The 19,997-nt window shown below is 72.4% G+C and carries 15 protein-coding genes; 9 read left to right on the plus strand and 6 right to left on the minus strand.

The window, feature by feature from the left end:
- Window positions 1-198 precede the first annotated feature (198 nt).
- Both OG985_RS20310 and OG985_RS20315 read left to right on the plus strand, forming a co-directional pair.
- Window positions 199-2,199, plus strand: coding sequence for a beta-galactosidase (locus OG985_RS20310; protein WP_371669753.1), 2,001 nt, complete (start codon window positions 199-201; stop codon window positions 2,197-2,199).
- Window positions 2,200-2,354: 155 nt separating this feature from the next.
- Window positions 2,355-3,521, plus strand: a complete 1,167-nt coding sequence (locus tag OG985_RS20315; RefSeq protein ID WP_371669754.1) for an arabinogalactan endo-beta-1,4-galactanase — start codon at window positions 2,355-2,357, stop codon at window positions 3,519-3,521.
- A 121-nt stretch (window positions 3,522-3,642) separates the two neighbouring features.
- On the opposite strand, the gene OG985_RS20320 is transcribed toward OG985_RS20315, so the two are convergent.
- Entirely contained in the window at window positions 3,643-4,104 is a 462-nt protein-coding gene (locus OG985_RS20320) for a carboxymuconolactone decarboxylase family protein (protein WP_371669755.1), read from the minus strand.
- Between the two features lie 318 nt (window positions 4,105-4,422).
- Between OG985_RS20320 and OG985_RS20325 the strand changes: the two genes are divergently transcribed.
- From OG985_RS20325 to OG985_RS20335, 3 genes are all read left to right on the plus strand, one after another.
- Complete coding sequence (locus OG985_RS20325) at window positions 4,423-5,511, plus strand: GNAT family N-acetyltransferase (protein WP_371669756.1); 1,089 nt, start codon at window positions 4,423-4,425, stop codon at window positions 5,509-5,511.
- 28 nt (window positions 5,512-5,539) lie between these two features.
- Window positions 5,540-6,844 carry a glycosyltransferase family 2 protein gene (locus OG985_RS20330; RefSeq protein ID WP_371669757.1) on the plus strand — a complete coding sequence of 435 codons (1,305 nt, stop codon included), beginning with the start codon at window positions 5,540-5,542 and terminating at the stop codon, window positions 6,842-6,844.
- Between the two features lie 107 nt (window positions 6,845-6,951).
- Entirely contained in the window at window positions 6,952-7,707 is a 756-nt protein-coding gene (locus OG985_RS20335) for a polysaccharide deacetylase family protein (RefSeq protein WP_371674443.1), read from the plus strand.
- 11 nt (window positions 7,708-7,718) lie between these two features.
- Here OG985_RS20335 and OG985_RS20340 read toward each other — a convergent pair whose 3' ends face one another.
- The 5 genes from OG985_RS20340 to OG985_RS20360 form a co-directional block, all read right to left on the minus strand.
- Complete coding sequence (locus tag OG985_RS20340) at window positions 7,719-9,008, minus strand: glycosyl hydrolase (RefSeq protein WP_371669758.1); 1,290 nt, start codon at window positions 9,006-9,008, stop codon at window positions 7,719-7,721.
- Window positions 9,005-9,433, minus strand: coding sequence for a hypothetical protein (locus OG985_RS20345; protein WP_371669759.1), 429 nt, complete (start codon window positions 9,431-9,433; stop codon window positions 9,005-9,007). The genes OG985_RS20340 and OG985_RS20345 overlap by 4 nt, the downstream gene beginning before the upstream one ends.
- On the minus strand, window positions 9,430-11,385 hold the full coding sequence (locus tag OG985_RS20350) for a glycosyltransferase (protein ID WP_371669760.1): 1,956 nt from the start codon (window positions 11,383-11,385) through the stop codon (window positions 9,430-9,432). The genes OG985_RS20345 and OG985_RS20350 overlap by 4 nt, the downstream gene beginning before the upstream one ends.
- A 315-nt stretch (window positions 11,386-11,700) precedes the next feature.
- Complete coding sequence (locus OG985_RS20355) at window positions 11,701-14,532, minus strand: lipopolysaccharide biosynthesis protein (protein WP_371669761.1); 2,832 nt, start codon at window positions 14,530-14,532, stop codon at window positions 11,701-11,703.
- Window positions 14,525-15,874 carry a DegT/DnrJ/EryC1/StrS family aminotransferase gene (locus OG985_RS20360; RefSeq protein WP_371669762.1) on the minus strand — a complete coding sequence of 450 codons (1,350 nt, stop codon included), beginning with the start codon at window positions 15,872-15,874 and terminating at the stop codon, window positions 14,525-14,527. Before OG985_RS20360 ends, OG985_RS20355 begins: the two co-directional genes overlap by 8 nt.
- Before the next feature lie 259 nt (window positions 15,875-16,133).
- On the opposite strand from OG985_RS20360, the gene fahA reads away from it, so the two are divergent.
- The 4 genes from fahA to OG985_RS20380 all read left to right on the plus strand — a co-directional run bounded on the left by fahA (window position 16,134) and on the right by OG985_RS20380 (window position 19,996).
- Window positions 16,134-17,357, plus strand: coding sequence for a fumarylacetoacetase (gene fahA / locus OG985_RS20365; protein ID WP_371669763.1), 1,224 nt, complete (start codon window positions 16,134-16,136; stop codon window positions 17,355-17,357).
- A gap of 374 nt (window positions 17,358-17,731) precedes the next feature.
- On the plus strand, window positions 17,732-18,670 hold the full coding sequence (locus OG985_RS20370; protein ID WP_371669764.1) for a M56 family metallopeptidase: 939 nt from the start codon (window positions 17,732-17,734) through the stop codon (window positions 18,668-18,670).
- 202 nt (window positions 18,671-18,872) lie between these two features.
- On the plus strand, window positions 18,873-19,658 hold the full coding sequence (locus tag OG985_RS20375) for a GntR family transcriptional regulator (RefSeq protein ID WP_371669765.1): 786 nt from the start codon (window positions 18,873-18,875) through the stop codon (window positions 19,656-19,658).
- A gap of 110 nt (window positions 19,659-19,768) precedes the next feature.
- Window positions 19,769-19,996, plus strand: a complete 228-nt coding sequence (locus tag OG985_RS20380) for a ferredoxin family protein (RefSeq protein ID WP_010986276.1) — start codon at window positions 19,769-19,771, stop codon at window positions 19,994-19,996.
- The last annotated feature ends 1 nt before the right edge of the window (window position 19,997 follow it).

The raw sequence follows: 19,997 nt of genomic DNA on the forward strand, positions 1-19,997 counted from the left end.
ACCGAGAGGCTGTGCGCGAGGGCCGCGCGGCTCTGTGATCGTGCACAGTAGAGAATTGTTTCCGCCCCTTGTCAATGGTGAAAGCGTGCGGTTACCTACTTGTTGCTCATGGATGCCAGCCATGCCAAGCTCTGTGCACGATCACAGAAATATGGGAACTTCAGGCATCATCCTGCCGATCCACCTGGGAGCCACCACATGCCCTCCGCCGCCCCGCACGACCGTCTGCCACTCGCCTTCGGGGGCGACTACAACCCCGAGCAGTGGCCGCAGGAGGTGTGGCAGGAGGACGTACGGCTGATGCGGGAGGCCGGCGTCACGATGGTGTCGCTCGGCATCTTCGCCTGGTCCCGGATCGAGCCCCGGCCGGGCACGTACGACTGGGAATGGCTCGACCAGGTCATCGGGATGCTGCACGAGGCCGGGATCGCGGTGGACCTGGCGACGCCGACCGTGGTGCCGCCCGCCTGGTTCTACCGGGCCCACCCCGAGGCACTGCCCGTCACCCGGGAGGGCGTCCGCCTGGCCTTCGGCTCACGCGGTGCCATCTGCCACTCCGACCCCGACTACCGGGCCGCCGCGGCGACGATCACCACCCGGCTCGCCGAACGCTACGGCAGCCACCCGGCCGTCGTGCTGTGGCACGTCCACAACGAGTACGGCGCCCCCGTGCTCACCTGCTACTGCGACACCTGCGCCGCCGCCTTCCGGGTGTGGCTGCGGGAGCGGTACGGCAGCACGGACAAGCTCAACGACGCCTGGGGTGCCGCCTTCTGGGGCCAGCTCTACGGCGACTGGGACGAGATCACCCCGCCCCGCGCCACCCCCACCGTCGTCAACCCCGCCCAGCAACTGGACTACCAGCGCTTCGCCGACGCGGCCGCCCGCGCCAACTTCACCGCTGAGCGCGACATCCTGCACCGCCTGTCCCCCGGCGTGCCCGTGACCACCAACTTCATGGTCGCCCCGAGCCAGTGCCAGGGCATCGACTACTGGGCCTGGGGCCGCGAGGTCGACCTCGTCACCAACGACCACTACCTGATCACCGACGGCCGACGCACCCACGTCAACCTGGCCCTCGCCGCCGACCTCACCCGCTCGGTCGCGGGCGGCGGCCCCTGGCTGCTGCTCGAACAATCCACCTCGGGCGTCAACTGGCAGCCGCACAACCCCGCCAAGGCGCCCGGCCAGATGGCCCGCAACTCCCTCGGTCACATGGCACGCGGCTCCGAGGGCGCCATGTTCTTCCAGTGGCGCCAATCCCGGCACGGCGCCGAGAAGTTCCACTCGGCGATGCTCCCGCACGGCGGAACCGGCACCCGGGTCTGGCGGGAGGTGGCGGACCTCGGCCGCCGGGTGGCCGGTCTGGCCGATCTGCGCGGCACCCGCACCCGCGGCGACGTGGCCATGGTCTGGTCCTGGGAGTCCTGGTGGGCGCAGGACCTGGAGTGGCGCCCCAGCCAGGACCTGGACGCCCGCGAGCGCCTCGACGCGTTCTACGAGGCGCTCTACGACCGGCACCTCACGGTCGACTTCGTGGCGCCGTCCGCGCTGTCCTCGGTCGACCCCGAGCGTCACCCCCTGCTCGTCGTCCCGCAGCTGTACTCGGCGCCCGCCGGCGTCGCCGCCGACCTGGAACGGTACGTCTCGCGCGGCGGCACGCTCCTGGTCTCCTTCTTCTCCGGCATCGTCGACGAGCACGACGCCGTGCACACCGGCCCCTACCCGGGCCCGCTGCGCGACGTACTCGGCCTGACGGTCGAGGAGTTCGACCCGCTGCTGCCCGGCGAGACGGTCACCGTGCGCACGGCCGACGGCGGTACGTACACCGCCGACCTGTGGTCCGAGTACGTCGTCCCCGGCGACGACTGCCAGACCGTGGCCGCCTTCGCCGACGGCCGTACGGCCGGACACCCCGCGCTGACCCGGCATCCGCTCGGCGAGGGCACCGCCTGGTACCTGGCCACCCGGCTGACCGGCGCCGACCTGGCCGCCGTCGTGGACCTGGCGCTGGCGGACGCCGGCATCACCCCTGCCGACCTGCCCCGGGACGTCGAACTCGTCGTACGCGAGGGCGAGTCCGGCGTCTTCCGCTTCGCCGTCAACCACACCGAGACCGAGGTGAAGGTCCTGCTGCCGGACGGCAGCCGGGCCGCCGTCCCGGCGGGCGGGGTCGAGGTGTTCCGCGACCGGCGCTGAGCTCCGGAGGGCCGGGCCGAAGCGGGGCGGACGCCGCTTCCACTGCCGCGCCCGCGCCTGCCACCGCCGGCCGCTGCCGCTTCCCACGGCACGTCGATCGTCGATTCCCCTGGTGTGTCCACCGTGAATGTTCTCCACTGTGAAGGGACCCTGAAATGCGCAGACGCAGCGTTCTCACCGCCGCCGGCGTCGCCGGAGCCGCCGCTCTGGCGGTGCCCGTCCTGGGCGCGACGCCCGCCGTCGCGAACACCGCGACCGGCACCTCCGCGGCCCGCCCGCGCCCCCGCCGCCTGGAGATCCGCGCCATGGACATCTCCTCGCTGCCCAGGAACGAGGACCTCGGCGCCGTCTACCGCACCGCCGACGGCCGCCGCGCCGACGCGGTCCGCCTCCTCGCCGACGCGGGCGTCACCCACGCCCGGCTCAAGGTGTGGGTGAACCCGGCCGACGGCTACAACAACAAGAAGCACATCCTCCCGCTGGCCCGGCGCCTTAAGCGGGCGGGCATCGGCATCTGGGTCGACTTCCACTACTCGGACACCTGGACCGACCCGGGCCACCAGACCAAGCCCGCCGCCTGGAACGACCTCGACGTGGCCGGCCTGACCCGCGCCGTCTACGACCACACCGCCGACGTCCTCGGCGCGCTCAGGCGCCAGGGCACCCCGGCCGACCTGGTGCAGATCGGCAACGAACTCAACGGCGGAATGCTCTGGCCCACCGCCGACTGGGACCACTGGGACAACCTCGCCGCGTTCCTCAAGGCCGGCCTCCGTGCCGCCCGCGACACCACCCCGCGCATCCGCACGATCCTTCATCTGGCCAACGGCGGCGACAACGGGCTGTACCGCTGGTGGTTCGACAACGCGGTCTCCCACGGCGTCGACTTCGACGTCATCGGCCTCTCCTACTACCCCTTCTGGCACGGCCCGGTGGAGCAGGCCGCCGCCAACATGGCCGACATCACGGCCCGTTACGGCAAGCCGTGCGTGATCGCCGAGACCGCGTACCCGTTCACGCTGGAGAGCGAGGACGCGACCAACGACATCCTGAACAGCCCCTCGCAGCTCACCGAGGGCTACCCCGCCACCCCCGAGGGCCAGGCCGCCTGGCTGCGCACGGTGGCCGACCTCGCCGCCGCGGTCCCGGGCGGCCAGGGTCTGGGCTACTGCTACTGGGAAGGCGTGTGGACCTACCGGGCCGGCGCGGGCTGGGACCCGACGGACCCGGCGTCCGGCAACGCGTGGGAGAACCTCGCGCTGTTCGACTTCGAGGACAGGGCACTGCCGGGGCTGAAGACACTCGGCTCGTACCGGGGCTGAGGCGGGAAGGCTCGGCGGGGGTGCCGCGGCGGCACGGGGGCGCGGCGGGACGCGTGCCGCCGCGGGACAGGTGCCACCGCGGGCGGAGGGTACGGCGCGGGCAGACCTGTCCCGACACCGGTCATCCCCAGGTCGTCCCCGCGGGCTCCCTGATGGTGGTGTTGATGCGGTTGAACATGTTGGTGACGGAGATCGTGAGGATCAGCGCCGACAGTTCCCTCTCGTCGAAGTGGTCGGCCACCTCGTCCCACAGTGTGTCCGGCACCGACTCGTGCGAGCGGTCCGCGAGCCGCGTGACCGACTCCGTCAGCTGGAGCGCGGCACGCTCGGCGTCGCCGAAGCAGGGAGCCTCCCGCCAGGCGGCGACGGCCGCGATGCGCTCCTCGGTCACCCCGGCCTTGCGCAGGTTCAGCACATGACCGTGTACGCAGGCGCTGCAGCCGTTGACCTGGCTGGCGCGCAGCCCGACGAGCTCCGTCATCTCCTGCGAGAGTCCGCTCTCGCCGATCGCCTGGAAGAGCGTGCCGATGCCCTTGAGCGCGCCGGGAAGGACGTACGCCGGGTTCGTCATCCGTGCCTTCATGGTGGTGCCTCCTGTGTTGACCGCGTCGGTGAACGCCGGAGATGTGTCGCCGGCGTCGCGTTGCCTTCACTGCACTGACGGAGCGGGGGCGGTCGTTGTGACAGCCGGGCGGGAAGAATTCCGGACGCGTCGGCGCGTGTTTCGGACACGTCCGCGCGGGGTTGCCGCGGGCATCGTCCGAGGCCACTGAGGCAGGGCTTCTGCGGCCCTCTGCGACCCTCTGCACCAATTGGACACAGGATGCTCCGGTACCTACCGGTGGGACCTGCCTCGGGGGTACCGTCCAAGGGTGTCCAGGGGGGACTTGATCGGGGGGTCATGTTGAGTGGTGGGCGCATTCGCGTGCTGAGGCCCGAGGAGCTCGGTGCGGGGGAAAGGGAGCAGTGGCGCGAGTTGCGCGCCAAGTCCGGTCAGCCGCGAAATCCGTTCATGGAACCGGAGTTCGCCGACGCCGTGGGTCGGGTGCGGCCCCGGGCGCGGGTCGCGGTGGTGTACGAGGGGAGCGAGGCGGTCGGCTTCCTGCCGCACGAGAGGGGGCCGCTGGGGCAGGGGCGGGCGCTCGCGCTCGGGGTGTCCGACTGCCAGGGCGCGGTGCTGCCGGCGGGCTTCGCGCTCGACGCCGGTGAACTGCTGCGGGCCTGCTCGCTGTCGAGTCTCGCCTTCGACAACCTGGAGGCGGAGCAGCAGCTGTTCGTGCCGTACGCCGCCGCGGAGTACGCCACCTTCGTCATCGACGTGGAGAAGGGGTACGCGGCCTACGAGACCGTCCTGCGCGCCCAGTCGCCGAAGTTCCTCAAGACCACGCTCGCCAAGGAACGCAGGCTCGGCCGCCAGGTCGGTGAGCTGCGGTTCGTGTTCGACGAACGTGACCCGGCCGCGCTGCGCACCCTGATGGAGTGGAAGTCGGCGCAGTACCGCAGGACGGGCCGCCGCGACCGGTTCGCGCAGGACTGGATCACCCGGCTCGTGCACACCCTCGACGCGACGCGGGAACGGGAGTGCGCGGGCACGCTGTCCGCGCTGTACGCCGGTGACCGGCCGGTCGCCGCCCACTTCGGGCTGCGGTCGTCGACCGTACTGGCCTGCTGGTTCCCGTCGTACGACCAGGAGTTCGCGAAGTTCTCGCCGGGGTTGGTGCTGCATCTGCGGATGGCGGAGGCGGCGGCCGCCGCCGGTGTCGGGCTGCTCGATCTGGGCCGGGGGGCCGCCGAGTACAAAAACTCGCTCAAGACGGGCGAACTGCCCGTGTACGAAGGGGCCGCGACGCGTCCCGGGGTGGGCGCCGCGCTGAACTGGCTCAGTGTCGAACCCTCCCGCCGGGCACACCACTTCGTACGCAATCGGCCCCGGCTCGCCGCCGTCGCCGCGCGGACGCTGAAGGGCGTGGCCAGGCTGCGCCGACCGTAGGAACACAGGGACACGAGGGGGAGGGCGTATGTCCCGCAGATCGCGCACGCAGGAGGAGATACGGCGGTTCCTGAGCATCGGAGCCGTGCAGGTGGCCGAGTTGGACATCGACGGGGAGGATGTCTCGCTGAGACCCGGACCGGGCAGTCCGCCCGTGACGGCCGGTGAGGTCTTCGTGCTGGTCAGACGCGAGGGGCGGCCCGTCGGCACGCTGCTCGGGCGGGTGCCCGAGGGCGCAGAACCACGGGCGGTGCTCAGCGAGCTGGCCCGCGCCGACTTCGGCGGGGCGGCGGACGACGCGCGGAGGACGGACGACGCCCGGCGGGCGGCGCCCGCGCCGCCGCTCACGAGCGTCGTCGTCGCCACCAGGGAACGTGCCGGGCAGCTCGCCCGCGCTCTCGACTCGCTCCTCGCCCAGGACCACCCCGACTTCGAGATCCTCGTCGTCGACAACGCGCCCCTGACGACCGAGACCCGCGACCTGGTCGAGCGGAAGTACGGCGAGCGGGTGCGCTACGTCCGCGAAACCGTTCCGGGACTCGCCGTCGCGCACAACCGGGGCGTCGAGGCCGCCCGCGGCGAGGTGGTCGCCTTCACCGACGACGACGTGGTCGCGGACCCGCGCTGGCTCACCGAGCTGAGCGCGCCGTTCGCCGCCGACCCCGGACTCGGCTGCGCCACCGGCCTGATCCTGCCGGCCCGGCTGAGCACCCCGGCCCAGGTACTGCTGGAGAGCCACGGCGGCTTCGCGAAGGGCTTCGCGCCGCGCACCTACGATCCCGGGGACCCGCCCGCCGACGAGCCGCTGTTCCCGTTCACCGCGGGACGCTTCGGCTCCGGCGCCAACATGGCCTTCCGTACGTCGGTGCTGCGTGGCGTCGGCGGCTTCGACCCGGCGACCGGCGTCGGCACCCTCGCCCGGGGCGGGGACGACCTCTACGGGTTCGTCCGGGTCCTCGCCCAGGGCCACCGGCTGCGCTACACCCCGCGGGCACTGGTCTGGCACCACCACCGGGACACCTGGCGGGACCTGGAGAACCAGGCGTACGGCTACGGAGCGGGCCTCACCGCGTACCTCACCGCGGTCCTCGCGCGCCGGCCCGCCCTGCTGCCGGCGTTCCTCGCGAGGCTCCCGCGCGGCCTCGCGTACGCCCGCGCGCTGACCGCGGCCCGGGAGGCGGAGGGCGGCGGGACGCCCGGCGAGCACGCCACCCGGTCCCACCCGTGGCCCGGACGCCTGTCCCGCCTCCAGCGCAGAGGCATGCTGTACGGCCCGGTCGGCTACGCCCGGTCCCGCCACGCCCTGCGCTCGGCCGACCGGAGGTCGCGATGACGACGCGGGACGACGGAGAGGGAAGCGGTGCGGCGGGGGACGCGGGCGGTGGCTCGGGTTCCCGTGCGGGCCGGGACGGCATCCCCGTCTTCCTCTATCACGCCGTGATGGACGATCCGCCCGACTGGATCGCCGAGTTCACCGTCACACCGAAGGAGTTCGCGGCGCACCTCGACGCCGTCGTCGACAGTGGCCGTACGCCCGTCACCATCGGTGCGGTCGCCGACCACCTCGCGGGGCGGGCGCCGCTGCCGCCCCGGCCCGTGCTGCTCACCTTCGACGACGGGTTCGCCGACCTGCCCGGGCCCACCGCCGAGGCGCTGGCCGAGCGCGCGCTGCCGGCCACCGCGTACCTGACCACCGGCGCCATCGCCCCGGGCGGGCGCAGCCTGCTGCCGCCCGCGCCGATGATGACCCTGGACCGGGCGGCGGAACTGGAGCATCTCGGCATGGAGGTCGGCAGCCACACGGTCACCCACGCGCAGCTGGACACGCTTTCCGCGAAGGACCTGGCGTACGAACTGCGCACGTCGAAAACGGTGTTGGAGGAGGCGCTCGGTCATCCCGTCCGCCACCTCGCCTATCCGCACGGCTACAACAGCTCACGGGTGCGGGCGATGTCCGCCGACGCCGGGTACGAGACGGCGACCGCCGTGCGGCACGCGCTCAGTTCGGACCGGGACGAGCGGTACCGCATCGCCCGCCTCATCGTCCGGCGGAGCCACACGGTCGCCGACGTCGAGGGCTGGCTGGCGGGCACGGGCGCCCGGGTGGCGCCGTACCGCGACGCGCCGAGGACGGTCGCGTGGCGCTGGTACCGGCGGGCCCGCGCGGTCGTGCGCGGGCCCGAGTTCGCGGGCTGAGCCGGACACGGTCAGTCCAGCGGCTGGTTGAGGTACGGGTCCGAGACCGCCTTGCGCAGTCCGTCCCAGGCGTCGTCGTTCGCGACCGCCAGATCGCAGTACCGTCCCGGGTCACGGTAGTTCCACTGGAGTGCGGCCTTGACGCCGTCCAGTTCCTTGAGCACCCGGGGCACCTGCGCGTACCAGCCGGCCTGCCGGTCCGGCGTCGACGGGTCGTCGGCCGTGCCGAACTCGGACAGCATCAGCGGCTTGTCGTCGGAGAGGTGCGTGCGGATCCAGGTGTGGGTGGCGGTCTGCGTCTGCTCGAAGGACAGCCAGTCGGCGTTGTGGCAGCGGTAGTAGTTGTACTGGTTGTAGCCGATCCAGTCGACGTACTCGTCGCCCGGGTAGAGCCGCTGGAACAGATCGGCGTGCTCGAGGTATCCGGTGATGATCCAGGTCCACACGACGTTGCCGACGCCCAGCCGCGCGAACCGGTCGTGGATGTGCCGGTACGCCGCGACGTAGTCCTCCGGACTGCCACTGGCCGGCGTACGGGTGTCCATCTCCAGGTCGAAGGAGAGGAACACCTTCTTCCCGGTGCGTTCGCCGTAGGCCTTGATGCGCTCGGCCTGGACGTCGATGACGGTGTCGTCCAGGTCGCCGGCCGCGATCTGCTTCCAGGTGGGCTGCTGCTGTTTCGTGCCGCCCCACCACTTGCTCTCCCAGGACAACAGCAGCATGCGGTCCCTGCCGACGGCCTGTTCGTCGTCGGTGAGGAGCTGGCCCTCCCGGCGGACGCCCTCCACGCGGGACATGTCGTGGTACGTGTAGACGATGTCCAGCCTGCGGCCCACGTGCTTCTCGTAGGCGAGGACCTTCTCCTCCAGATCGTCCTTGCTGTGCGGCACGAACGCGCCGAACCAGGCTCCGCAGGGCGGCTCGAGGAGTGCGGTGGGGCGGCAGTCACCGCCGAGCGCGGAGGCCCGCGAGCCCGAGCCCGCGGCCGTTCCGGAACGCGGCCCCGGCGGCCCGGACGCGTCACGCAGGACCAGCACCGCCACCAGCACCGCGCAGACGGCGACGGCAAAGGTCGTCAACAGGCGCCGGCGGCCGGGCGGGGCGGGCCCGTCGACCGAGTCGCCGGGCGGGGCGTCGGGCGAGTCGTCGGGCGAGTCGTTGACCGGCTCGTCGAGCGGCTCGACGTGCGGGTTCGGCTGCGCGTCCGGCTTGCGGTGCCGGCCAGGAGTCGTACGGCGCAGGCGGCCGTGGGCGCGGACGACGGCGCCATGGATACGGTGAAAGGGACGGGCAGACCTCACGGAGCGGAACCCTTCCGTGTCCTCGACGTCGGGGAGGCGCGCATCGGCGGGCAGAACGCGGCGAGCGTGGTCAGCACGGCGAGCGCCAGCAGCACACGCTGCCCGCTGAACGCGTGGCCGGCGATCAGCACCGTCGCGGTGAGCAGTACGACCCCCACGCTCAGGAAGATCACCAGCATCAGCCGTTCCAGCAGGTCGGAGTGCTGATCGAAGTCCGTGCCCGGCCGGTCGACGGGCCCCCGCGCGGGCCGCGATCCCAGCGCGGCCGCGCCGATCCTGACCACGGCCGTACCCGGGCCCGCCGTCAGGAAGACGACGACGGCGGCGGCCCGCAGGGGTGACGCGTCGGGCAGAGCGAGGGCGGCGAGGGCCAGCCACCCGCCGCAGGGGGGCAGTACGCGGGTCACGAGTTCCTGCGGTGTCATCGGACGGCTCCCCTCAGCACGTACACCGATCCGGCGCTGTTGCGCTCCACCAGCTCGAAGCGCGGCGACGCGGCGACCGACCGCTGGATGCGCGCCAACTGGGCGCCGGTGAGCAGCCCGTTCATCTCGGAGTCGGCCACCTGCCCCTGGGTGAGCAGGAAGTAGGCGCGGCCCGGCGGATCCACCACCGACATGTCGCGGGCGAGTGTGGCGGCCGGGTCCCGCAGTATCTCGTCGACGTGGTGTCTGTCGTCCTCGAGGAACCAGTAGTGGTCGACGCTCCAGTACGAGGCGTAGGCCAGGGGGTAGTTCCGGTCGGCGGCGACGACCATGGAGCCTTCGGGCGCCCGGTCGAACAGGGACTGCACGAGGTCGACCTCCTGCGGCGGGAAGTAGCTCATACGGTCCTTGCCCGAGTAACTCGGCACGAACGCGAGCGTCCCGGCCAGCAGCGCGAGGAGCGGTACCCAGGTGCCGTACCGCTCGACGGAAGAGCCGAACCGCCCACGCCACGTGCCCGCACCCCCTCCCCTGCCTGGGCCCACGTCCTTCCTCCGGCCCTCGCCCGCAGCCCGTGCCGGTCCCGAGCCCGCGACCCCTGCCCTTCCCGAGCCCGCGCCTCCTGCCCGTCCCGAGCCCGCGACCTGCGCCCGGGTCTCCCGCGCGGCCGCGTCGGCGGCCAGGGTGCGCACCTTCGGCAGCAGCGCCGCGGCGGCGAAGAAGCACGCGCCGGGCAGCATGAACATCAGCACCCGAAAGATCATTTCGGCGCCGTAGCTGCTCGCCGCGAACATCGGCAGCGGGGCAGCCGCGAGCAACAGCAGCGGCAGGGCCCGGTGCCGCAGCACGCGTTGGCGCAGCACACCGACCACCGCGAGCAGCAGCACCGAGCCCGACAACAGCCGGGCCGCCCAGGAGGTCGCCACCGCTCCGGTGCCGGTCGGGGTCGCCCCGTATCCGGTGGAGACGTTGCCGCCGACGTCGCCGACCGAGCGGATCATGTCGGGCAGCGCGGCGGACAGGAAGGGCAGCGCGGCCGTGAGGCACCAGGCCAGGAAGATCACCAATGTCGTGACCAGCGGCACCCAGTTGCGGTAGCGGCGGGTCAGGCACAGCGCGGCCAGTGAGACGAGCAGCATGCCCGGGGTGAGCTGGTGCGATATGACGATCGCCACGATCATCACGGTGATCACCACCGTCCACCCGGTGGTCCGCTGCCGGTCCGCCAACCCTCCGGTACGACCGTACCGGCGCAGCACCACGGCCAGCACGCCGAGGTGCAGGGCGAAGGCCACGGACTGCGGCGAGAAGTAGTCCTGGCCCACCCAGTCGGCGACGTAGAAGACCCACACCGCGGTCCAGATCAGTCGGCGGTCCGCGGTGAAGGTGCGGTAGATCAACAGCAGGGGCAGCAGCAGCATCAGGCTCGAGATCAGCGGCCACCAGGCCATGTACGCCGCGGCCGAGTCCACTCCCACCAGTCGCACCAGCGCGGCCTGCGCGGCGAAGAAGCCCGGCCACTGGTCGTACACCGCCATGTCCCCGAGCTCTTTCGAGGTCTGCAGCCCTCCGGACGTCAGCAGGTGGTCGATGACGGCGTCGTGCTTCCAGGCCCAGGCGTACAGCGGGGACGGATAGAGAACGGCCTGCGTGGCCCGCTCCATCACCAGCAACCCGAGCACGTACGCGAGCGACCAGGCGTCGCGGCGCCGGGAATCGCGGACGGTGAACCAGAAGCCGGTGGTGAGGACGATCAGGCCGAGCCAGAACGTCGGGTGCAGCGCGGAGACGAGTCCGAAGTCGTCGAGGCCGGAGACGTCCGTGTGCGCCGTCGAGTACGCCCACAGGCCGAGCGCGGCCAGCAGCGGGAGAGCCGGCCAGAAGCCGGGCGGACGCCGGGGAGGCCAGGCGGGCAGGTCGGAGAGATCCGAGAGTTCCGAGAGGTCCGTCATGGGTTCGTCGGTGGGTCCGTGCGACTCCTGGGAGGAACGGTCGGGTGTCTTCCGCGGGTGCCGGACGGCGGCGGTCCACCCGGCAGGGGACGAGGCGCGGGCCGACCCGGGCGAGGCGGTCGCCTCCGGCACCGCTCCGGGCTGCGTTTCCGGGCCGGCGGAGGACTCCGGGCCCGGCACCCGCTCGGGTTCGGATCTCTCCCGTGAAGTTGTTGGCGGACGCACGGTGTTCCCCCTGGCGGCTCGGCTTCGCTCCGCGGCCGGCTGGGCCGCTCGGCTTCGGTGGTTCGGCTGGTGCGCTCGTCGATCCCTTGCTCAGTCTGTGAATCCGTTGCCGGATCCGATGTCATTCGGCCGCTGGACCGGTGTTTCGACCGGTCTCTGAACCGGTCCGTCAACTGGTCTGCGAACCGGTCCGTCAACTGGTCTGCGAACCGGTCCGTGAACCGGTCCGTGAACCGGTCCGTGAAGCGGCTTCTGGGTCGGTCTCTCGATCGGTCTCCGGGTCTGTTCCTGCCGAGTCTCCGAACCCGTCGTTCGGCCTTGTGCGGGGTTCGGGAGCTCGGCCGCTCGGGTGTCGCGGAGCTCGACCGCGCGGGTGTCGCGGAGCCGTGACGGAAGCAGCGCGAGCAGGACGATCAGGATGAGCAGCACGAGGAGGACGAACAGGGGCAGGGCGACCGGAGCGAGTGCCTGCCGCCACCCCCAGCCGCCCACCGCGGCGAGATACAAGGCCCCCCAACGCCCGGGCCACGGCAGCCGCCCTCCCCCGCGCGCGAGCAGCCACCACAGCGGTACGAGGCCCAGCACCAGCAGGACGGACGGCGCCCAGCGCAGCAGCGGACCGGGCCCGTCGAGGCCCAGCCCGTTCGCGAGGGAACCGGCCGTCCGCGCGTACCACGCTCCGCCGACGGGCCGGGGTTCCTGGCCCAGGGCCACCGGCGCCGCGTACAGGGCGAGCGTGAAGACGCCCAGCGCACTGCCCGGCAGCCAGGAGTCGCCCGGGGCGCACCAGGTCACGGCGGCCACGTACACGAGGAGCAGCACCACCACGGCGGCCGTCGCCACCGGCGGCAGGCTCTCCACCAGTTCCCGGCCGCCCACGACCGTCCCGGACGGGCCGCCCGACCAGGGCAGTTGGCGCAGCGACGCCCAGAAGAACAGGGCGGCGACGACGAGCAGGGACCAGAGGGTGTAGCGCGGAAGCCGGTCGCGCTGCGCGGCGGCGGAGACCCGCGGCGGGGCGGAGAGAGGGCGCGGGCTGCGCGGCCGATGGGGCTCGGGGCGAACGGAGCCGCCGGCCTGCGGGGGCTCCGGGCGGACGGGGACGGCGAGTTCAGAGGGGCCCGAGGAGCCCGGGGCATCCGGGGCATCCGAGGTACCCGGACGGACGAGGGCGCTGGATCCGTGGGAACCCGGCACACCAGGGGAAGCAGGGGACCGAGGGGCACCCGAGGATCCTGGGGAGGCCGAGGAGTCCGAGGAGTCCGAGGAGCCTGGGGACTCGGAGGAGCCTGGAGAACCCTTGAACCCCGGGGAACCCGAGGAGCCCGAGGAGTCCGGCCGAGCCGGACCCCCCTCCGTGCTGACCGGCCTCGGCTCGGAGGCGGGCCGGCGGACGATCAGGGCGAGCGTGTCCGCCTCCAGTGCCTCGCGTTCGTACCCGGGGTGTCCGATGAACAGCGTGACCGTGTCCTCGCTGGACTCCTGCTGCTCGTACGCGGCCCGGCGGGCCCAGCTCGTGCCGTAGCCCGCGGTGGCGTTGAGCTGGGCCCAGCGGGTTCCGTAGGCGGGGCCCGCGGAAGACCGGGTCAGGTCGGTGGACGCGCGGCCGGTACCGCGCAGCGCGGAACGCAGGCCCGGGATGGACACGAGGGCCATCAGCGTCATGCTGCCGACCACCGCCCACCCGGCACCGTCGATGCCCGTCGGCGCGAACAGCACGGCCGCACTGCCCAGCACGAGCGTGCACATGGTGCCCTGGAGCACGGCGAGCACTCCGGTACGGCCCTGGACGCGCAGCACCCCGATGTACAGCTCCACCGCCACCCGGGGCAGTGCGCCGATGGCGAGCAGCCGCAGCACCGTCGAACCGTGTCTGGAGTAGTCCTCGTTGAACGGGGCGAGGATCTGCGGGGCGAAGACCACCAGCACCAGGATCACCGGCACCAGCAGCAGCGTCATCCGGCGCAGGGCGCCACGGACTCCGTCGGCGAGCTGGCGCGGGTCGTGCGAGGCGTGGGCGGTGAGCGAGGAGGCCATGTTGATGGCCATGAACTCCATCGTGCCGCCGACGGTGTACGCCACGTAGAAGAAGCCGTTCTCCGCGGCGCTGAAACGGACCGCGACCATCACCGGCAGCAGGTTGATCATCGCCAGGCTGAACAGCGCCCCGAGCGAGTCCCCGGCCAGGAAGCGGCCCATCTCCCGCAGCCGGGGCGGCTCCAGGTGCCGGTCCGCCGCGACCTGCCCCGGGATGAGCCGACGGAAGATCAGCCAGCCGAGCGGCAGCGTGGAGAAGGCGATCGCCACCGCCCAGGACACGAAGATGCCCAGTACCGGCACGCTGGTGGCGAACACGACCAGCAGGATCAGCTTGCCGACGGAGAACACCGCGTTCCCGGCCGGCACCCACTCCGCCTTGCGCAGCCCGGTGAGGACGCCGTCCTGGAGAGTGAGCAGCGCCCACGCCACGGAGGCGGCGACGAACAGCGCCCCCGCGGTGGGCGTGTCGAGCGGCGCGTACGACGGTCCCCACCAGCCCAGCGTGAACAGGAAGCCGACGGAGGCCACCACGACGACCACCGAACTGGCCGCGTAGGCCCGCCACACCAGGGCACCGGTCGCGCGGCCGGCGCGCGGCACGAAACGCACCACCGCGCCGATCATCGTCGTCGCCGTGATGCTGGCGAGCAGTCGCATCGCGGCGATGGCGGCGGAGCCCTGGCCGACGGCCTCCTCCGAGTAATAGCGCGCGGCCACGAGCCAGAACCCCAGCCCGAGCACGGCGGAGACCCCGGTGCTGAGCATGAGGAAGTAGGCGTTCTTGAACATCGAGTCGGCACCGGCCCCGCGCCCGGTCCCGGACGTCGCCGAGCCGCCGTCGGCGTCCACCGCGGCGCGCTCGTGCACCCGGGTCTCAGCCACGGGACGGGCCCAGCCCTCTCGACACCGGCCCCTCGGCCAACTGCCCCTCGGCCACCCGGCCCTCGGGTGCCAATTCACCCTTGTTCGCCGGTGCCGCCTCTCCCGACGCGAGTGCAGGCGCCACCCCGGCCGGCTGGGCCCCGGACTCCTCCAACGCGTCGATGACGACGCGGGCCCGCAGCGGATCCACCGGCACCGCGTGCCGGGCGAACCAGCGGGCCCCTTCGGGGGCGGGCGAGAGATCGGTGAAGGGCGCGCCCGCGTAGTCGTCCAGGGGTGGGTCGTAGAGATAGCCGACGACGATGCCCCGCCGCGCCAGCGCCCTGATCGCCGCGTCCCGGTCCGACACGAACAACGGGACCCGGAACAGGGGTTGGACGGGATCGCCGGACCCGCTCGCCGCACCCGGCTTCGCCCACTTCGTCGACAGCAGCAGTTCCGTACCCGCGCGACAGGCCGCGAGCGTCTCGTCCAGTCGGCCGAGCCTCCGGCCGATACGGCCGAGCCGCAGCCGCCCGGACCGCAGACGGTAGTCGTGCATGTCCACCCGCACCCAGGGGTCGTACGCCTCCAGGCCCGGGGCCGAGTCGCCGGCGCGCGCGAGTTCCTCCGGACGCAGCGGCATCCGGATCTCCTCGCGTTCCATCAGTCCCAGCAGTCGCATCGTGGTCCAGGCGGCGCTCCGCAGGCGCAGACCGCGCACGGCCGCCTCCGCGTACGGCCGTACGGCGTAAGCCAGTTCGGCCGTGGGCCGGCCCGGGGCGAGCAGATCACGGCCGGTCCGCTCCAGCTCTTCACGCAGCCCCGGATCGGCGACGGACAGCATGCCGCCCGCCTTGGCGCCGACGTGTTTGGACAGGCTGAAGACCGAGGCGTCCCCCCAAGCTCCCACCGGCCGGCCGCCCACCTCGCTGCCGATCGCGTGCGCCGCGTCCTCGAACAGGGGTATCCCCAACGCGTCGCACCGCTCGCGCAGTCGAGGAGCCGGGTCCGGATTGCCGTACAGGTTGGTGGTCAGTACGGCCGACAGCGAACCCCACACCGCTTCGGGCACGGCGTCGACGTCGATGGACGCGTCCAGCGGGTCGAGCGGTGCCTGGACCGGCCGCAGCCCGGCCGCGAGCACCACGAAGAGGATGACGTCGTCGTTGACCGGCGACATCAGCACCCGCCCGCCGGGCGGGCACCAGTGGCGCAGCGCCAGATACAACCCGAACCGGCACGACGGTACGTATACGCATTCCCGACCGAGTCGCCCGCGCATGATCTCTTCCAGCCGCTTGGTCCGTTGCGACTGTGAGTCCGGGCGCGCCGACACGAGGCCGGCCTCCCCAATGGCCATGAGCCCCCCTGAAGTGCCGTGGGAAAGCCCCCTCCCCGAGGCCTTCCGGCACCCGTCCAGAGTCTCCCTGTTCGCACCACTGCGTCAAGATTGCGTACCGGCCTGTGGACAACTTCCCGCACACGAACGAAAGCGGAGCGCCACAGGATGCGGCCGACCCGGCGGCCCCTGCCCACGACCGGTGACACAGCCGTAACGTGTGGTGCGCCACCGGAGCGACCCGGTGACCACGGAACGCACGAAAGTGAGGCAGCACTCCATGCCCCCCTTCGATGTCCCCGAGGGCGACCCCTTCGGCCCGCACAACCTTCCGTACGGCGTGTTCTCACTCCCCGGCTCCACGGAGCGGACGGTCGGTGTGCGGCTCGGCGACGCCGTCCTCGACGCGGGCGCGGCGGCCGCGGCACTCGGCTCGCCGTACATCTCCCTGCTGGCGCGGCCGTCCCTGAACCCGCTGCTGGCCGCCGGCCGGACCGCGTGGTCCGACGTACGGCGTGCGCTGACCGCGTGGGTGACCGTGCCGTCCCACCGGGAGGTCATCGAGCCCCTGTTCCACCCGCTGTCGTCGGTGACGCTGCACCTCCCCTTCGAGGTCGCGGACTACGTCGACTTCTACGCCTCCGAGAACCACGCCCGGAACGTGGGCCAGATCTTCCGCCCCGACGCGGCCGACTCCCTGACGCCCAACTGGAAGCACCTGCCCATCGGCTACCACGGCCGCGCGGGCACGGTGGTGGTGTCCGGCACCGATGTCGTACGACCGTCCGGGCAGCGGAAGGCCCCCTCCGACGCGACGCCCGTGTTCGGCCCGTCCGTCCGCCTGGACATCGAGGCGGAGGTCGGCTTCGTGGTCGGCGCGCCCTCGCGGCTCGGCCGGCCCGTGGACCTCGCCGACTTCCGGGACCACGTCTTCGGGGTCTGCCTGCTCAACGACTGGTCCGCCCGGGACATCCAAGCCTGGGAGTACGTCCCGCTCGGCCCGTTCCTCGGCAAGTCCTTCGCCACGTCGGTGTCGGCGTGGATCACCCCGCTGGACGCGCTGGACGACGCGCGGGTGTCACCGCCCGCGCGGACGCACCCCCTGCTGCCGTATCTCGACGACGCCGACGACGAACCCGGCGGCTACGACCTGCGCATCTCGATCGCGATCAACGGTCACGTGGTCTCCGAACCCCCCTTCTCCACCATGTACTGGACGGCCGCCCAGCAACTCGCCCAGATGACCGTCAACGGGGCCTCCCTGCGCACCGGCGACCTGTACGGCTCGGGCACGGTGAGCGGTCCGACGGAGCGGGAACGCGGTTCGCTGCTGGAACTGACCTGGAACGGCCGCGATGCCCTGGAACTCCCCGACGGCAAGCGGGCGTTCCTGGAGGACGGGGATGTGGTCACGATGTCGGCGTGGGCGCCGGGACCGGGCGGCACCCGGGTCGGACTGGGAGAGGTCACCGGACGGGTGGTGCCGGCGGACCACGACGGCTGACAGCAACGGGGTCGCCCTGCCCGCGGGGGCGTCACCGAACTTCCCGCGGGCGTCACGAGAACCTCCCGCCCGGCTTCACGGGAACTTCCCGCCCGGCGTCATGCGAACGTCCTGCCTGGCGTCCCGGAACTTCTCGCCGGGCGTCGTGGGAGGCTTCCAGCCGGGCGTCCCGGAGCTTCATGCCGGGCGTCACGGAGGCTTCCCGCCGGGCGATTCGGGAGACGTCCGGCTTTGCCCCTGACTCCTGTCGCCCGCGCGGTCATACTTACGGCAGGCGATGCATGTGCGGTGCCGACACGCGCACCGCCCCGCACCGCCCCGCACCACCTTGCCCTTTGGCCGCACCCTCCCGAACAGGACCCGGAGCCCGTGGCATGACTGTCTGCCTGCTCCTGCTGAGTGTCGTCGCCGTGACGGCCGCCGTGCCGGTTCCGCGTGCGCTGACCCGGTCCGAATGGCCGGACCGGGAACCCGTGGTCGCGCTGTGGGTGTGGCAGTGCCTGGTCGCCACCGTCCTGCTGTGCTGTCTGACGGCCCTGGTCCTGGGTGCGGCGGCCGTCTTCCACACCGTCCGCGACCACGTCTTCGCCCCGGCACCGCCGGCCGTGACCGCGGCGTACGACCTGTCCACGGCCCCGCCGTGGGCGGTCGCCCTCACCGTGCTGCTGGCCTGCGGGGCCGCCTGGACCACGGCGATGATCGCCCGGGAACTCGTCGAGGCCCGCCGGCGCCGCGGCCAGGCGCGGGCGCACCTGCGGGAACGCGCCCCAGACCTGCCCGCCGGTCTGCCTCCCGCCCGCGGCCCCATGCTGGTCCTGGAGGACGAGTACCCCGACGCCTGGTGGATGCCCGGCCATCCGCCCCAACTGGTCGTCACCACCGGGGCGCTGCACCGCCTCACCGACCACCAGCTCGACGCCGTCCTCACCCACGAGCGCGGTCACGCGCGCGCCCGCCACGACTGGCTGCTGCACCTCTCCACCGCGCTGGCCACGGGCTTTCCCCGCATCCCCCTCTTCGCCCACTTCTGCGACCAGACCCACCGGCTGGTGGAACTCGCCGCCGACGACACGGCATCCCGGCGTTGCGGCCACCTGACCACCGCCCTGGCTCTCATCGAACTCAACCAGCACCGAGGCGTCCTGTCCTGCGCCTCCAGCCACCGCCTCCTCGGCGAACGCGTCGACCGTCTCCTCCAGCCCCCGCCCCGTCTCGGCCGCGGAAACCGGGCCCTGACGACGACGGTGGCGGCGCTGGTGCCCCTGGTTCCGCTCCTGATCACCTTCGCGCCGGGCCTGACCGCACTGTCGTAGCCACACAGGGCTGTCCCGCCCGGCGGCGCCATCGACCTCCCCCGAACCCATGGGCGCGAGCGGTCGGACAAGGCGGTCCCCGGTGGCAGATCTTCTCGACCGTCGGCGAAAGCCCCAGCTCAGAGAGGCGAGCGGCGGGTCGGCGGGTGGCGCAACACTTCCGCAACACCACTCCCGCCCGGCCGCCGCTATCGTCCGACGCATGGCAAACGACCGCATCCGAGACCACGCCGGACAGGGCGCGACCACCGTCGCGGCCCACCGCGCGCGGCGCCGGCTGCGCGCCGACCAGGCCCGGCAACTCGCCGACCTGCTGCGCCACCAGCTCCTCGGCGACGGCTTCCCGGACGGCACCCTCCCCCACGAGTCCACCCTGGCCACCGACTACGGCGCGACCCGCAACACGGTCCGCCAGGCCCTGGACCTCCTGCGCGCCGAAGGCCTCGTGGAACGCCTACCCGGCGTGGGCACCGTGGTCGTCGCCCGGAAGTACCCGCACGGCCTCGACTGTCTGATGGGCCTCGCGGAAACCCTGCACGAGCACGGCCGGGTCACCAACGAGGTCCGCACCATGGGCCCCGCCCCCGCACCCGCCCCCGTCGCCGAACGCCTCCACGTCCCACCCGGCACCGACGTCCTCTACATCGAACGCCTGCGCCGCCTGGGTGGCCTTCCCCTCTCCCTCGACCTCACCTACATCCCCCTCGACCTCGGCACCGCCCTGCTCGGCGCCGATCTGGAGAACACCGACGTCTTCCGCCTGCTGGAAGCCGTCACCGGCCAGCGCCTCGGCCACGCCGAGATCACCCTGGAGGCGGTGAACGCGGACGCCCACTCCGCCGCCGTACTGGAAGCGCCACGCGGCGCCGCCGTCCTGATGCTGGAACGGCTCACGCACTTCGCCGACGGCCGTCCCGTCGACCTCGAGTTCATCCGCTTCCGCGGCGACCGCATCACGATGAGCGGCCTGCTGCACCGCTCCGTCTGAACCGCCCCTTCTTCGCTTCCCCGACGACACCTCGAAGCCGAGGTCGTCCTCCCCACGCGCCCCTTCGCCACGCCCACCTTTCCGCGAGTAGGACCTCCCTGGAGACAGCCATGCCCTTGGCGCCCCAGCGGGCCGATGTGCCCGTGACCATCGACGAGTCGAAGTGCATCGACGGCTGCACGCTCTGCGTGGACATGTGCCCGCTGGACTCCCTCGCCATCGACGAGAGCAACGGCAAGGCCTACATGCACGTCGACGAGTGTTGGTACTGCGGCCCGTGCGCGGCCCGCTGTCCCACCGGAGCCGTCACGGTCAACATGCCCTATCTGCTCCGGTGAG

Source organism: Streptomyces sp. NBC_00289 (assembly GCF_041435115.1).
GTDB lineage: Bacteria > Actinomycetota > Actinomycetes > Streptomycetales > Streptomycetaceae > Streptomyces.

What these genes read in the sequence shown, in the direction of transcription:
- OG985_RS20310 (WP_371669753.1), top strand. Translation starts at nt 199, where the DNA reads ATGCCCTCCGCCGCCCCGCACGACCGTCTGCCACTCGCCTTCGGGGGC.
- OG985_RS20315 (WP_371669754.1), top strand. Translation starts at nt 2,355, where the DNA reads ATGCGCAGACGCAGCGTTCTCACCGCCGCCGGCGTCGCCGGAGCCGCC.
- OG985_RS20320 (WP_371669755.1), bottom strand. Translation starts at nt 4,104, where the DNA reads ATGAAGGCACGGATGACGAACCCGGCGTACGTCCTTCCCGGCGCGCTC.
- OG985_RS20325 (WP_371669756.1), top strand. Translation starts at nt 4,423, where the DNA reads ATGTTGAGTGGTGGGCGCATTCGCGTGCTGAGGCCCGAGGAGCTCGGT.
- OG985_RS20330 (WP_371669757.1), top strand. Translation starts at nt 5,540, where the DNA reads ATGTCCCGCAGATCGCGCACGCAGGAGGAGATACGGCGGTTCCTGAGC.
- OG985_RS20335 (WP_371674443.1), top strand. Translation starts at nt 6,952, where the DNA reads ATGGACGATCCGCCCGACTGGATCGCCGAGTTCACCGTCACACCGAAG.
- OG985_RS20345 (WP_371669759.1), bottom strand. Translation starts at nt 9,433, where the DNA reads ATGACACCGCAGGAACTCGTGACCCGCGTACTGCCCCCCTGCGGCGGG.
- OG985_RS20350 (WP_371669760.1), bottom strand. Translation starts at nt 11,385, where the DNA reads ATGACGGACCTCTCGGAACTCTCGGATCTCTCCGACCTGCCCGCCTGG.
- OG985_RS20360 (WP_371669762.1), bottom strand. Translation starts at nt 15,874, where the DNA reads ATGGCCATTGGGGAGGCCGGCCTCGTGTCGGCGCGCCCGGACTCACAG.
- fahA (WP_371669763.1), top strand. Translation starts at nt 16,134, where the DNA reads ATGCCCCCCTTCGATGTCCCCGAGGGCGACCCCTTCGGCCCGCACAAC.
- OG985_RS20370 (WP_371669764.1), top strand. Translation starts at nt 17,732, where the DNA reads ATGACTGTCTGCCTGCTCCTGCTGAGTGTCGTCGCCGTGACGGCCGCC.
- OG985_RS20375 (WP_371669765.1), top strand. Translation starts at nt 18,873, where the DNA reads ATGGCAAACGACCGCATCCGAGACCACGCCGGACAGGGCGCGACCACC.
- OG985_RS20380 (WP_010986276.1), top strand. Translation starts at nt 19,769, where the DNA reads ATGCCCTTGGCGCCCCAGCGGGCCGATGTGCCCGTGACCATCGACGAG.